General features: G+C 73.3%; 13 protein-coding genes. 10 read left to right on the top strand and 3 right to left on the bottom strand.

Features of this window, described 5'->3' with window-relative positions; translation table 11 throughout:
- Positions 1–34 precede the first annotated feature (34 nt).
- The 3 genes from DQ237_RS11220 to DQ237_RS11210 all read left to right on the top strand — a co-directional run bounded on the left by DQ237_RS11220 (position 35) and on the right by DQ237_RS11210 (position 1881).
- A complete protein-coding gene (locus tag DQ237_RS11220; protein WP_113800517.1) occupies positions 35–445 on the top strand; it encodes a hypothetical protein in 411 nt (136 codons plus the stop codon).
- 78 nt (positions 446–523) lie between these two features.
- Complete coding sequence (locus tag DQ237_RS11215; protein ID WP_113800223.1) at positions 524–1603, top strand: exo-alpha-sialidase; 1080 nt, start codon at positions 524–526, stop codon at positions 1601–1603.
- The gene (locus DQ237_RS11210; protein ID WP_113800221.1) at positions 1600–1881 is read left to right on the top strand and encodes a ubiquitin-like small modifier protein 1; all 282 of its coding nucleotides are present in this window, start codon (positions 1600–1602) and stop codon (positions 1879–1881) included. The genes DQ237_RS11215 and DQ237_RS11210 overlap by 4 nt, the downstream gene beginning before the upstream one ends.
- A gap of 1 nt (position 1882) precedes the next feature.
- Here the strand turns inward: DQ237_RS11210 and DQ237_RS11205 are convergent, their stop codons facing one another.
- Together DQ237_RS11205 and DQ237_RS11200 are read right to left on the bottom strand one after the other, a co-directional pair.
- Positions 1883–2125: a hypothetical protein gene (locus tag DQ237_RS11205; RefSeq protein ID WP_113800516.1), complete on the bottom strand. Its 243-nt coding sequence runs from the start codon at positions 2123–2125 to the stop codon at positions 1883–1885.
- A 145-nt stretch (positions 2126–2270) separates the two neighbouring features.
- Complete coding sequence (locus DQ237_RS11200) at positions 2271–4061, bottom strand: long-chain fatty acid--CoA ligase (protein ID WP_113800219.1); 1791 nt, start codon at positions 4059–4061, stop codon at positions 2271–2273.
- Positions 4062–4195: 134 nt separating this feature from the next.
- Here DQ237_RS11200 and DQ237_RS11195 point away from each other — a divergent pair, with 134 nt between their 5' ends.
- From DQ237_RS11195 to DQ237_RS19735, 4 genes are all read left to right on the top strand, one after another.
- A complete protein-coding gene (locus DQ237_RS11195) occupies positions 4196–5338 on the top strand; it encodes an acyl-CoA dehydrogenase family protein (protein WP_113800217.1) in 1143 nt (380 codons plus the stop codon).
- Positions 5339–5362: 24 nt separating this feature from the next.
- Positions 5363–6577 (top strand): acetyl-CoA C-acetyltransferase, encoded by a 1215-nt coding sequence (locus tag DQ237_RS11190; protein ID WP_113800215.1) that lies wholly within the window; start codon positions 5363–5365, stop codon positions 6575–6577.
- 10 nt (positions 6578–6587) lie between these two features.
- A complete protein-coding gene (locus tag DQ237_RS11185; RefSeq protein WP_113800213.1) occupies positions 6588–8750 on the top strand; it encodes a 3-hydroxyacyl-CoA dehydrogenase NAD-binding domain-containing protein in 2163 nt (720 codons plus the stop codon).
- A 77-nt stretch (positions 8751–8827) separates the two neighbouring features.
- Positions 8828–9388 (top strand): TetR/AcrR family transcriptional regulator, encoded by a 561-nt coding sequence (locus tag DQ237_RS19735; protein WP_166509585.1) that lies wholly within the window; start codon positions 8828–8830, stop codon positions 9386–9388.
- A gap of 47 nt (positions 9389–9435) precedes the next feature.
- Here the strand turns inward: DQ237_RS19735 and DQ237_RS11175 are convergent, their stop codons facing one another.
- Complete coding sequence (locus DQ237_RS11175) at positions 9436–10575, bottom strand: acyl-CoA dehydrogenase family protein (protein ID WP_205730173.1); 1140 nt, start codon at positions 10573–10575, stop codon at positions 9436–9438.
- Positions 10576–10696: 121 nt separating this feature from the next.
- Between DQ237_RS11175 and DQ237_RS11170 the strand changes: the two genes are divergently transcribed.
- Genes DQ237_RS11170 through DQ237_RS11160 form a run of 3 tightly spaced genes read left to right on the top strand, consistent with a single transcriptional unit; the run spans position 10697 to position 13652 of the window.
- The gene (locus tag DQ237_RS11170; protein WP_147251785.1) at positions 10697–11308 is read left to right on the top strand and encodes a TetR/AcrR family transcriptional regulator; all 612 of its coding nucleotides are present in this window, start codon (positions 10697–10699) and stop codon (positions 11306–11308) included.
- Between the two features lie 17 nt (positions 11309–11325).
- A complete protein-coding gene (locus DQ237_RS11165; RefSeq protein ID WP_113800207.1) occupies positions 11326–12840 on the top strand; it encodes an acetyl-CoA acetyltransferase in 1515 nt (504 codons plus the stop codon).
- A 17-nt stretch (positions 12841–12857) separates the two neighbouring features.
- On the top strand, positions 12858–13652 hold the full coding sequence (locus DQ237_RS11160) for a crotonase/enoyl-CoA hydratase family protein (protein ID WP_113800205.1): 795 nt from the start codon (positions 12858–12860) through the stop codon (positions 13650–13652).
- Positions 13653–13663: the final 11 nt, after the last annotated feature.

Here is a 13663-nt window from a genome sequence, read left to right as displayed (position 1 = left end):
GCACCCCTGGAGCCGACATCGAGGAGGGGTGATCGTGGAGACCTGGCAGATCGTGGTGCTGGTCGTCGTCGTGCTCGTGCTGCTGGCGCTGCTGGCGGTGGCGCTCATGAAGCGGGCCCGCGTCGCGCGGGTGCGCCGGGAGGCCCAGCACCGGGAGCAGGCGCGCGAGAACCTGCAGGAGGCGCAGATCCGCGGAGCCCGCGCCGAGAAGGAGCAGGCGCTGGCCGAGGAGCAGGCCGCAGCGGCCCGTCGCGAGCTGGCCGAGGTCCAGGAGCGGGCGGCGCTCGCCGAGCAGGAGGCCCGGCAGCGGGCCGCTCGCGCCGAGGAAGACCGCTCGGCGGCCCAGAAGCTGCGCACCGAGGCCGAGCGGCTCGCCCCCGGCCTCAGCCCTGACGGTCAGCACCCCCACCACGGAACTCCCGAGGGCGGGGCCACGCGCCGCTGAGTTCCCTCGCCCCGGGCCGCTGAGTTCCGGCGGCCGCTCCGGTCTACCTCCCGAGAACCGTCGACTCGGAGGAGTGTCATGACCGATCTGCTGGCCATCGGGACGCGCAAGGGGCTCTTCCTGGCCCGGAGCGAGGACGGACGGCGGACCTGGACGCTGGACGGCCCGCACCTGCTCGCCCAGGAGGTCGCCGCCGTCTGCGTCGACACCCGGGGGGCGGCGCCGCGGGTGCTGGCCGGCATCCAGTACGGCCACTGGGGTCCGACCGTGATGTGGTCCGACGACCTGGGGAGCAGCTGGCAGGAGACCGACTACGGCGCGATCCGCTTCCCGGAGGACGCCGGCGCGGCCCTCCACCGCGTCTGGCAGCTGCGCCCTGACTCGGCCGACCGCCCGGGCGTCGTGTGGGCCGGCTGCGAACCGCACTCGCTGTGGCGGAGCACCGACGGTGGCTGCAGCTTCTCCCTCGTGCGCGGGCACTGGGACCACCCGCACCGCCCGACCTGGGAGCCCGGCGGCGGCGGGGGAGCGGTGCACACGATCCTGCCCGACCCCGCGTCGGACCGGGTGACGATCGCGATGAGCGCCGGGGGCGTCTACGTCAGCGACGACGGGGGCGCGCACTGGGAGCCGCGCAACCGCGGCATCACCGCGCCGTTCCTGCCGGAGCCCCCGGAGTACGGGCAGTGCGTGCACAAGGTCGCCGTCGACGCCGCCGGCCCGGACGCGATGGTCGCCCAGAACCACTTCGGGGTCTTCCGCACCGAGGACGCGGGGCGGAGCTGGTCCTCGATCGCCGGAGGGCTGCCCGCCGACTTCGGGTTCCCCATCGCCTCCTCGCCGTCGACCCCCGGCACCGCCTGGGTGGTGCCGCTGGTCGCCGACATGCAGCGGGTGCCGCCGGCCGGCCGGCTGCGCGTGCACCGCACCCGCGACGCCGGCGCCACCTGGACCGAGTCGACCGCAGGGCTCCCCGACGCCTCGTGGACGGCTGTCGTGCGCGACGCGTTCTGCGTCGACGAGCAGGACCCGACCGGCGTCTACCTGGGCACCCGCGACGGCTGCGTCTACGCCAGCGCCGACGAGGGGGACAGCTTCACGCTCGTCGCCGACCACCTGCCCGACGTCCTGGTCGTGCGGGCGGTGCACCTGCCGTGAGCGTCGAGGTGGTGCTGCCGGGAGTCCTGGCGGACCTGGCGGGGGGTGCCAAGCACCTGGCGGTCGACCCGGACGGCGACACCCTCGCCGACCTGTTCGACGCGCTGGCCCGGGAGCACCCGCTGCTGGCTCGCCGCATCCGCGACGAGACCGGTCGGGTGCGGCGCTTCGTGAACGTCTTCGTCGACGGTGACGACGTCCGTCACCTGGGAGGCTTGTCGACGCCGGTGCGCGACGGGGCGCAGGTGCAGGTGCTGCCCTCGATCGCGGGCGGGTGACTCAGAGGGCGGCGAGCTCCGCGCAGCCGGCGCACAGCTGGTCGGGCTCGTAGCCCTCGGGCGGCCAGGGGAGCTGCTCGTCGAGGGAGACGTACGCGCCGCACAGCGCCTTGCGGCTCTGCCCCTGGATCCGGCCGATCGTGGCGTGCGCGGGACCGATCTGGCGCGGCGTGAGCCCTTCCGCCCCGAAGGAACCGACCATCACGACCGCGTGTGCCGTGCCGTACGCGTAGACGGTGGTCATGACCCCAGGGTCCGAGAGGACCTGGCCGGAGGCCAGCACCGGAGGGTGCGTGTTCGGCGCACCCGCCCCACCCGCCCCGTGCGTTCCCCCGCGGGGCGCGGGTCGTGGTAACCGCCGAGGGCACCGCGACCCGCGCCGACGCCGGTCAGCTCGCGTAGATCTTCTCCACCTCGGTGGCGAACTCCTTCATGACCACCGACCGCTTGAGCTTCAGCGAGGGCGTCAGCTGGCCGCCCTCCACGGTCCACTCCACCGGCAGGATCGCGAAGTTGCGGATCGACTCCGCGCGCGAGACCTGGGCGTTGGCCCGGTCGACCGCCGACTGGATCTCGGCGACGACCTCGGGGTCCTCGACCAGCTCCGCCAGCGGCGTCGTCGTCGGCCGGCCCTTGCCCTCCAGCCAGCCGGGCAGCGCCTCGGCGTCGAGGGTGATCAGGCAGCCGATGAACGGCCGGTTGTCACCGACGACGATGCACTGGCTGACCAGCGGGTGCGCCCGGATCTTGTCCTCGAGGACGGCGGGGGAGACGTTCTTCCCGCCCGAGGTGACCAGCAGCTCCTTGATCCGGCCGGTGATCGTCAGGTAGCCCTCGCCGTCCAGGACGCCGATGTCACCAGTGGCGAACCAGCCGTCGCGCATGCACTCCGCCGTCGCGTCCGGGTTGTTCCAGTAGCCGCGGAACACCTGCGGGCCGCGCACGAGGATCTCGCCGAGGTCGTCGATGCGCACCGAGGACCCCGGGGCCGCGCGGCCGACCGTGCCCACCTTCAGCGTGTCCGGACCGCTCACCGTGGCGGGGCCGGTGGTCTCGGTGAGGCCGTAGCCCTCGAGGATCGTCACGCCGATCCCGCGGAAGAAGTGGCCCAGCCGCTCGCCGAGCGGGGCGCCGCCGGAGAGCGCGTACTCGACCTCGCCGCCCATGGCCGCGCGGAGCTTGCCGTAGACGAGGGCGTCGAACAGCTTGTGCTGCAGGTTCAGCCCGAGCCCGGCGCCGCCGGTGTCCTGTGCCTTGGACCAGGCCACGGCGACCCGCTCGGCGCGGTCGAAGATCGCGCCCTTGCCGCCGGCGTGCGCCTTCTGCCGCGCGCCGTTGTAGACCTTCTCGAAGACCCTCGGCACGGCCACGAGGAACGTCGGCCGGAACGTGCCGAGGTCGGCGAGCAGCTGGGCGAGGTCGCCGGTGTGCCCGAGCCGGGCGCCGTTCTGGATGCAGCTGACCTCGATGATCCGGGCGAACACGTGCGCCAGCGGCAGGAAGAGCAGCGAGCTCGCGCCGTCGGCCTTCATCGCCGGGATCACCGTCGGGGCCAGCTCTGCGACGTAGAGCAGGTTGCCGTGGGTGAGCTCGCAGCCCTTGGGGCGGCCGGTCGTGCCCGAGGTGTAGATGATCGTGGCGAGCGAGTCGGCGTCGAGCGTGGACCGGCGGTCGGCCAGCACCGACTCCGGGGTCCCGTCCGCCCGCGCGGCGACGGTGTCGAGGTCCCCGGAGTCGATCTGCCACACCTCCCGCAGACCCGGGACGTCGGCGCGGACGGACTCCACCATCGCCGCGTGCGCCGCCGTCTCGACGACGACGGCGACCGCGCCGGAGTCGGACAGGATCCACTGCGCCTGCTCAGCGGACGACGTCTCGTAGATGGGCACCGCCACGGCGCCCGCCGTCCAGATGGCGTAGTCGGCCAGCGTCCACTCGTAGCGGGTGCGGCTGAGGATGCCGACCCGGTCACCCGGGCCCACCCCGGCGGCGATCATGCCGCGCGCCAGGCGGGACACCTGCTCGGCGAACTCCCGGCTGGTGACCGGTACCCAGGCGTCCCCGACGCGCCGGCTCAGTGCCACACGGTCGGGGTAGTCGTTCCCGTGGGCGGTGACCGCGTCCGACAGGGCGGCGGTACCGGGGATCTCGAAGGCGGTGGGGCTGGAGTACTCCTGCATCGGGTGGGCTCCTCGGCGGGCTTCGGCACGACACGGCACTGTGACGTGGATCGCGAACATACAGAACAAGTGGTCTGTATGTTCGGGTCCGCGGCGCGGTGGATCGCCGAGCTCCACGACCCCCGGAGGTACCTGTGCAGTCCGTTCTCTACGAGGCCGAGCACGAGGCGTTCCGCGCGATGGTGCGCGAGTTCCTCGCCAAGGAGGCCGTTCCGCACCAGGCCTCGTGGGAGGCCGCCGGCGTCGTCGACCGATCGGTCTGGCTCAAGGCCGGCGAGCAGGGGCTGCTCGGCATGGACGTGCCCGAGGAGTACGGCGGCGGCGGGATCACCGACTTCCGCTACAACGCGATCCTGTCGGCCGAGATCAGCCGGGCCGGCGCCAGCGGCCTGGGCTTCACGCTGCAGAACGACGTCGTCGCCCCGTACCTGACCGGGCTGACCACCGAGGAGCAGAAGCAGCGGTGGCTGCCCGGCGTCGTGAGCGGGGAGATCATCACCGCGATCGCCATGACCGAGCCGCACGCGGGCTCGGACCTGCAGGGCCTGAGGACGACGGCCCGGCGCGACGGCGAGGACTGGGTGCTCAACGGGTCCAAGACCTTCATCACCAACGGCATCAACGCCGACATCGTCATCGTGGTGTGCCGCACCGACCCCGAGGCCGGTGCCCGCGGCTTCTCGCTGCTGGTCGTCGAGCGCGGCATGCCCGGCTTCGAGCGTGGCCGCAACCTGGACAAGGTCGGGCTCAAGGCCCAGGACACCGCCGAGCTGTTCTTCGAGGACGTGCGGGTGCCGGCAGCCAACCTGCTCGGCACCGAGGGGCACGGGTTCTTCCACCTCATGGAGAACCTGCCGCAGGAGCGGCTCTCGATCGCCGCCGGTGCGGTCGCCTCCGCCCGGAACGTGCTGGACCTGACCGTCGAGTACTGCAAGGAGCGGACGGCGTTCGGCAAGCCGATCGGGAAGTTCCAGAACACCCGCTTCGAGCTCGCCGAGATGCACACCGAGGTCACGATCGCCGAGACCTACCTGGAGAAGGCGATCCTGGAGCACAACGCCCGCCGGTTCACTGCCGAGGACGCCGCCATGGCGAAGTGGTGGACGACGGAGCTGCAGAAGCGCGTCATCGACCGGTGCCTGCAGCTGCACGGCGGCTACGGCTACATGCTCGAGTACCCGGTGGCCCGGGCCTACCTCGACTCGCGCATCCAGACCATCTACGGCGGGACGACCGAGATCATGAAGGAGATCATCGGCCGCTCGCTCGGCGTCTGACCCCCCACTCCCGAGAGGACCAGCATGCCCACCGAGGCGTTCATCTACGACGCCGTGCGCACCCCGCGCGGCAAGGGCAAGAAGACCGGTGCCCTGCACTCGGTCAAGCCGATCAGCCTGACCACCGGCCTCATCGACGCGGTCCGGCGCCGCAACCCGCAGCTCGACCCGGCCCTGGTCGACGACATCGTCCTCGGCGTCGTCTCCCCGGTCGGCGAGCAGGGCTCGGTCATCGCGCGCACCGCGGCGCTGGCCGCCGGCCTCCCCGAGACCGTGGCCGGCGTGCAGATCAACCGCTTCTGCGCCAGCGGCCTGGAGGCGGTCAACCTGGCCGCGCAGAAGGTGGCCTCCGGGTTCGAGGACCTGGTCCTCGCCGGTGGCGTCGAGTCGATGTCCCGCGTCCCCATGGGCTCCGACGGCGGCGCCTGGGCGATGGACCCCGAGACCGCCGCCCGCACCGGCTTCGTGCCCCAGGGCATCGGTGCCGACCTCATCGCGACGCTCGCCGGCTGGACCCGCGAGGACGTCGACGCCTACGCCGCCGAGTCCCACGCCCGCGCGGCCAAGGCCTGGTCGAACGGGTACTTCGATCGCTCGGTCGTGCCGGTCACCGACAGGAACGGCACCGTCGTCCTCGACACCGACGAGCTGGTCCGCCCCGGCACCACCGTCGAGTCGCTCGCCGGCCTGCCCTCGGCCTTCGCCGGCATCGGCGACATGGGTGGCTTCGACGCCGTGGCGCTGAACAAGTACCACGCGGTCGAGCGGATCGACCACGTGCACACCGCCGGCAACTCCAGCGGCATCGTCGACGGCGCCGCGCTCACCGTGATCGGCACCGAGGAGGCCGGCCGCCGCAACGGGCTCACGCCGCGGGCCCGCATCGTGAGCACCGCCGTCTCCGGCGCCGACCCGGTGATCATGCTGACCGGGCCCGCGCCGGCCACCTTCAAGGCGCTGGACCGGGCCGGGCTGACCGTCGACGACATCGACCTGGTCGAGATGAACGAGGCCTTCGCCGCCGTCGTCCTGCGGTTCATGGCCGACACCGGCTTCGACCACGAGCAGGTCAACGTCAACGGCGGCGCGATCTCGATGGGGCACCCGCTGGGCGCCACCGGCGCGATGATCCTGGGCTCGCTCGTCGACGAGCTCGAGCGGCGCGACCTGCGGTACGGCCTGGCCACCCTGTGCGTTGGCGGCGGCATGGGCATCGCCACCGTCATCGAGCGAGTCTGAGGAGACCCCCATGAGCGACAGCACCATCCGCTGGGAGCAGGACGCCGACGGCGTCGTCGTCCTCACCCTCGACGACCCCTCGTCGTCGGCGAACACCATGAACGACGCCTACGTCCGCTCGATGGGCGAGACCCTCGACCGGCTGGAGGCCGAAAAGGAATCGATCCGCGGCGTCGTCGTCACCAGCGCCAAGAAGACCTTCTTCGCCGGCGGCAACCTCGGCAGCCTCATCCAGGCCGGCCCCGACACCAAGGACGCCGTCCTCGCGCAGGTGACGCTGGTCAAGAGCCAGCTGCGCCGCCTGGAGACCCTCGGCGTCCCGGTCGCCGCCGCCATCAACGGCACGGCGCTCGGCGGCGGCCTGGAGATCGCGCTCTCCTGCCACCACCGCGTCGTCCTCGACGACCCGAAGCTCAAGCTCGGCCTGCCCGAGGTGACCCTCGGCCTGCTGCCCGGTGGAGGCGGGATCGTCCGCTCGGTGCGCCTGCTCGGCCTGACGACGGCGCTGCTCGAGCTGCTCCTGCAGGGCAAGCAGCTGCGCCCGGAGAAGGCGCTCCAGCTCGGCCTCGTGCACGAGCTGGCCGCCGACCGCGACGAGCTGGTCACCCAGGCCCGTGCCTGGGTGCTCGCCCACCCCGACGCCGCGCAGCCGTGGGACACCAAGGGCTACAAGGTCCCGGGTGGGACGCCGTCGTCGCCGTCGCTGGCCTCGACGCTGCCGGCGTTCCCGGCCAACCTGACCAAGCAGCTCAAGGGCGCGCCCTACCCGGCGCCGTACGCGATCCTGTCGGCGGCGGTGGAGAGCCTGCAGGTCGACGTGGACACCGCGTTCACCGTCGAGGGCCGCTACTTCGTCGACCTGGTGACCGGCCAGATCTCGACGAACATGATCCAGGCGCTGTGGTTCGACCTGAACGCCGTCAACGGCGGTGCGTCGCGCCCGTCGGGCCCCGAGAAGTACGCGGCGAGCAAGGTCGGTGTGCTCGGCGCCGGGATGATGGGCGCGGGCATCGCGCACGCGTTCGCGAAGGTCGGCGTCGAGGTCGTGCTCAAGGACGTCAGCACCGAGGCGGCGCAGAAGGGCAAGGCGCACGTCGAGGGCCTGGTCGGCAAGCAGGTCGCCCGTGGCCGGATGACGCAGGAGAAGGCCGACGCCTTCCTCGCCCGGATCACCCCGACCGGCGACGCCGCCGACCTCGCGGGCTGCGACGTGATCGTCGAGGCCGTGTTCGAGGACCAGGCGCTCAAGCACCGGGTGCTCAGCGAGGCCGAGGCGAACGCGCTGCCGGATGCGCTCCTGGCGTCCAACACCTCGACCCTGCCGATCACCGGGCTGGCCGCGGGCGTGCAGCGGCAGAGCGACGTCGTCGGCATGCACTTCTTCTCGCCGGTGGACAAGATGCCGCTGGTCGAGCTGATCGTGGGGGAGCAGACCTCCGACGAGGCGCTGGCCCGCGCCTACGACGTCGTCCGGCAGATCGGCAAGACGCCCATCGTCGTCTCCGACAGCCGCGGGTTCTTCACCAGCCGGGTCTTCGGCACGCTCGTGCTCGAGGGGGCCGCGCTGCTCGCCGAGGGGCTGGCGCCGATGAGCATCGAGCGCGCAGCGCTGCAGGCCGGTTTCCCGGCCGGGCCGCTCACGCTCCTCGACGAGGTCACCCTGACCCTGCCGCTGAAGATCAACGAGGAGGCGGCCAAGGCCGGCGCCACCGCGGAGCACCCGGGCATCGCCGTGCTGCGCGCGCTCGTCGAGCGGGGCCGCACCGGCAAGTCCGCCGGCCAGGGCTTCTTCGACTGGCAGCCGGAGAAGCGGGTCTGGCCGGGGCTGACCGAGCTCTTCCCCACGACCGAGGCCGTGCCGTTCCGCGACGCGCAGGAGCGGATGCTCTTCGTGATGGCCGTGGAGACGGCGCGCTGCGTGGAGGAGCAGGTCCTGCGCAGCGTGGAGGACGCCAACATCGGCTCGATCATGGGCATCGGCTTCCCCCCGCTCTACGGCGGTGTGCTGCAGTACGTCGACCAGTACCCGGGCGGCGTGGCGGGCTTCGTGGCCCGCGCCGACGAGCTGGCCGACGCCTACGGCGAGCGGTTCCGCCCGCCGGCGATCCTGCTCGAGCGGGCCGTCCCCGCCGGGAGCCTCCGGGCCTCGCTGGCCGGTCGGGCATCGGGCTGAGCGTCATCGCCGTCTCCACCCGCCCGCCGCTCCGCCGCACCCAGGCGGAGCGGCGGGCGGCCACCCGCGCGGCCCTGGTGCGGGCGACCGTCGAGTCGCTGGTCGAGCTCGGGTACGCCCGCACCACCACCCAGGAGGTGCAGCGGCGCGCCGGGGTCTCCCGGGGGGCGCTGACCCACCACTTCACGTCGAAGGCCGACCTGCTGCTGGCCGCCGTCGACCATCTGTACGCGGAGTTCAGCGCCTCGGTCCGGCAGGCCGCCGCCGAGCTGCCCGCCGACTCGACGCGGCGCATCCGGCTCGGGGTCGAGGTGATCTGGGAGCGGTTCCACGGGCCGCTGTTCGTCGCCGCCATGGAGCTGTGGGGCGCGGCGCGCACCGATCCGGAGCTGCGCGCGGCGGTGCTGCCCTACGAGCGACGGCTCAACGTCCAGCTCCGCGGGCTGTCGATGGAGGTGTTCGGGGCGCAGGTGGCCGGGCACCCGAACGCCGAGGCGGTGTACCAGGTGTTGCTGACCTCGATGCGCGGCCAGGCGCTCACCTACGCGCTGCAGCCGGACGCACCACGATCCGGACCGCACCTGCAGCACTGGGCCACGATCGTCGAGGCCTTCCTCGCCACCCCCCAGGGCGATTAGTGCACGAAACGCCCGGGCGTTTCGTGCACTGATCGCCCTCGGGAGGGTCAGGCGAGGAGGAGCTTGGCGACGATCTCGGTCATGATCTCGTTCGTCCCGCCGCCGATGCCCAGGATGCGGCTGTCGCGGTAGTGCCGCTCGACCTCCGACTCCCGCATGTACCCCAGCCCGCCGAACAGCTGGACGGCGTTGTCGACGACGTAGTCGCACGCGGCGACCGTGGTGTTCTTGGCCATCGCCACCTCGGTGAGCACGTTCTCCCCGGCCTGCCAGCGGTCGACGACCGAGCGGGTGTAGGTGTGGGCGACGTCGGTCTGCCGGGCCATCTCCGCGACGCGGTGCGCCACGACCTGGCGGTGGGCCAGCGGCTTGCCGAAGGTCCTGCGCTCCTTGACCCAGGCCAGCGTGAGGTCCAGGCAGCGCTGCGCGGTGGCGTAGGCCTGGACCGCCAGGCTCAGCCGCTCGGCCGCGAACTGGCCCATGATCGCGTAGAAGCCCTCGTTCTCCTTGCCGATGAGGTTGCCGACCGGCACCCGCACGTCGGTGAAGGAGAGCTCGGCGGTGTCGGAGCACAGCCAGCCCATCTTCTTCAGCGGCGCGGAGACGCTGAACCCCGGCATGCCCCGCTCGAGCAGCAGCAGCGAGACGCCGCCGGCGCCGGCGTCCCCGGTACGGACGGCGACGGTGACGAAGTCGGCCCGGGTGCCGGAGGTGATGTAGGTCTTCGCGCCGTCGACGACGTACTCGTCCCCGTCGCGCACGGCGCGCGTGGTGAGCCCGGCGACGTCGGATCCCCCGTCGGGCTCGGTCACCGCGAGGGAGATGATCTTCTCGCCGGCCAGCACCGGACGGGCGACGCGGTCGAGCAGCTCCGGGTCGCCCGCAGCCACCAGGTGCGGCAGGCCGATGCCGTGGGTGAAGAGACCGGCGACCAACCCGCTGGACCCGCCGGCCTGGATCAGCTCCTCGGTGATGAGCAGCGTGTCGACCGGGCCGCCGCCGCTGCCGCCCAGCTCCTCCGCGTAGCCCACGCCGAGCAGGCCCACCTCGGCGGCCCGTCGGTGCAGCTCGCGGGGGAGCGCGCCCGCCTCCTCCCATGCGGCCAGGTGCGGCACGACCTCGGCCTCGGCGAATCGGCGGACCGAGGCCCGCAGGGCGCGGCGCTCGTCGGTGTCCCAGCTGCTCACGGCTCTCCTCGGTGACCGGGGACGGTCGGCGGGCCGTCCCGGGAAGTGGCGGGGGCAACATCTTGTCTGCGGGCTTTCATCTTGTAAAGTGCCGCTCAACTTAGTGGTCGGAGGAGGCGTGGTGGTCGAGCGGCTGTACGCCGGCATGAGCGCCGAGGAGCGCTCCACCCGGCGCCGGGAGCAGTTCCTCGAGGGTGGTCTCGCCGTCTTCGCCGAGCGGGGTTGGGCGGCGAGCACCGTGCAGGACGTCTGCCGCGCGGCAGGCCTCAGCCCGCGGTACTTCTACGAGCTGTTCGGCAGCCGCGAGGACCTCTTCCGCGCCGTGTGCGAGCGGATCGGCGAGGACGTCCGGGGCACGGTGCGGACGGCGGTCGACGGCGAGACCGGAGGCCCCCAGGCCCGGGCCAGGGCGGTGCTGCGCGCGCTCGCCGAGTACTTCGCCGCCGACCCGCGCACGGTCCGGGTCGCCCTCATGGAGTCGCTGGCCACCGAGGAGTTCCGGGACCAGCGGCGCGCCCTCCTGGGGTCGTTCAGCGAGCTGACCGCCCGGCTGATGCGCGCGCTGAACCCGCGCGAGCCGGGCGAGCACCGGCTCCGGCTCAGCGCGGTGACGCTCACCGGCGGTCTGGTCGAGCTGGTCATCTCCGGGGTCGGCCTGGCCACCCCCGTCGGCGACCTCGACCCGCTCATCGAGCACCTGACCGCCCTCTACACCGCCGCTGCCCAGCTGTGACCGCCCGAGGAGGCCCCGTGCCCGACGAGTTCCGCACCCCGGTGCTGGCGGGGGTCGGCCAGCTGCGCGCCAACCGGGAGCGCGCGCCCGAGCACGCGCGCGAACCGCTGGACCTGATCGTGGCGGCCATCGGTCTGGCCGCGGCCGACTCCGGTGCGCCCGCACTGGTGGGCGCGGCCGACGCGGTGCACGCCATCCGGGTGGCCAGCTGGGCCTACGCCGACCTCGCCGGCGCCGTGGCCGCGCGCATCGGTGCCCGGCCCCGGCTGTCGGCGAACACGGCGCTGGGCGGTCACCTGCCGGCCCGCCTGCTGGACGAGGCGGCGGCCCGCATCGTGGCGGGGGACACCCAGGTGGAGCTGATCGTCGGTGGGGAGGCGCAGGCCTCGGTCCAGGCGCTCGGCAGGGCCGGGATCGACCCGGTGGAGCACGGCTGGTCCGCGGAGCCGGGCGGCCCGCCGCCCCTGGACCTCGACGATCTCGGGACGCCGGAGATGCTGGCGGCCGGCCTCTTCCTGCCGACGCGGGTCTACCCGCTGTTCGAGAACCGGCTGCAGGCCGACCTCGGCCTCACCCCCGCCGCGAACGCAGCGTGGTCGGCTCGGCTCTACGCCGACTACAGCGAGGTCGCCGCACGCCACCCGGTGGCCTGGAACCCCGAGCGGCGGACCGCCGAGGAGATCGCCACCGTCGGCCCCGGCAACCGCATGGTCTGCGAGCCGTATCCGCTGGCGGTCAACGCGATGCCCCAGGTCGACCAGGCCGTGGCCGTCGTCGTGACGTCCCTGGCGGCGGCCCGGGCCGCGGGCGTGCCGGAGGACCGGATCGTGCACGTGTGGGGTGGCGCCGGGGCCGACGACGTCGACCCGCTGCGCCGGACGGAGCTGGGCCGCTCCGAGGCGTTGGCCAGGACCCTGGACCGGACCCTCGACCTGGCCTCCTGCACCGTCGCCGACCTCGACCTCGTCGACGTCTACAGCTGCTTCCCGGTGGTGCCCAAGCTGGCCGGCCTGCACCTGCGCACCGAGGCCGTGCTCACCGTCGCCGGTGGGCACTCCTCGTTCGGCGGACCGCTCAACACCTACTCGCTGCACGCGGTGGCGACGGCGGCGCACCGGTTGCGCGGCACCGACGGGATCGGGCTGATCCATGCCAACGGCGGCTTCCTGACCAAGCAGCACGCCGTCCTGCTCTCGGGGCGGCCGCACCCCGAGGGCTTCGTGGGCCGGCCGGAGCCGGAGCACGTGCAGCACCCCGACGCCCCGCCGCTGCGCCCCGCCGCGGAGTCGGGGGGCCTCGCGCTCACCGTCGAGGCCGCCACCGTCGAGCACGGCCGCGGCGGCGGACCCGAGCAGGCCTTCGTGATCGGTCGCAGCGCCGCGGGCGAACGGGTCGCCGCCGCGACGGCCCCGGGCGACGCCGCGACCGCGGCCGCCCTCTCGTCGGCGAGCCTGCCGGCCGGCGCCACCACGCAGGTGGGCCGCCCCGTCCGGCTCGAGATCCGCGACGACGCACCTGTCATCACCCTCTGATCCGCGAGGAGACCGCCATGAGCACCGAGGAACCCACGGTCCTCGTCGACCGGGTCGGCCACACGCTGGTCGTCACCCTCAACCGGCCGCGGGCACGCAACGCCGTCGATGCCGACATCGCCACGCGCCTCGCCGACGCCCTCGAGTCGGCCGAGCACGACTCCGACATCCGCTGCGTGGTCCTCACCGGCGCGGGGGACAAGGCCTTCTGCGCCGGAGCCGATCTCAAGGCGCTCGGCCGGGGCGAGACCCCGCTCGCACCCGGCCGCGAGGACTACGGCTTCGCCGGATTCGTCCGGCACCCCGTCAGCACGCCGGTGATCGCCGCGGTCAACGGCCCGGCCCTGGGCGGCGGGACCGAGCTCGTGCTGGCCAGCGACCTCGCCGTGGCCGCCGACACCGCCACCTTCGGCCTGCCGGAGACGGCGCGGGGCATCTTCGCCGCCGCCGGAGGAGTCTTCCGGCTGCCCGAGCAGCTGCCGCGCAAGGTGGCGATGCGGATGATCCTGACCGGTGAGCCGATGGGCGCCGAGGAGGCGCAGCGATGGGGCCTGGTCAACGAGGTGGTCCCGGCCGACCAGGTGCTGCCGGTGGCGCTCCGGCTGGCCGAGCGGATCGCCGCCAACGCCCCGCTGGCGGTGCAGGCCAGCAAGCGCCTGGCGCTGGGCATGGTCGACGGCGACCTGCCGCACGAGGCCGGTGCGTGGGAGCGCAACGACGCGGAGATCCGGGCGGTCGGCGCGAGCACCGACGCGATGGAGGGCATCGCCGCCTTCATCGAGGGCCGCACGCCGCAGTGGCGGGCCGGCTGATGGCCGCTCCC

The sequence above is a fragment of the Blastococcus sp. TF02-8 genome (assembly GCF_003319175.1).
Taxonomy (GTDB): domain Bacteria; phylum Actinomycetota; class Actinomycetes; order Mycobacteriales; family Geodermatophilaceae; genus Blastococcus.
This window is presented reverse-complemented; position numbering and strand designations above follow the sequence as displayed.

Coding starts and splice junctions, on each gene's coding strand:
- DQ237_RS11160 (WP_113800205.1), top strand. CDS start 12,858: ATGAGCACCGAGGAACCCACGGTCCTCGTCGACCGGGTCGGCCACACG.
- DQ237_RS11205 (WP_113800516.1), bottom strand. CDS start 2,125: ATGACCACCGTCTACGCGTACGGCACGGCACACGCGGTCGTGATGGTC.
- DQ237_RS11200 (WP_113800219.1), bottom strand. CDS start 4,061: ATGCAGGAGTACTCCAGCCCCACCGCCTTCGAGATCCCCGGTACCGCC.
- DQ237_RS11185 (WP_113800213.1), top strand. CDS start 6,588: ATGAGCGACAGCACCATCCGCTGGGAGCAGGACGCCGACGGCGTCGTC.
- DQ237_RS11215 (WP_113800223.1), top strand. CDS start 524: ATGACCGATCTGCTGGCCATCGGGACGCGCAAGGGGCTCTTCCTGGCC.
- DQ237_RS11190 (WP_113800215.1), top strand. CDS start 5,363: ATGCCCACCGAGGCGTTCATCTACGACGCCGTGCGCACCCCGCGCGGC.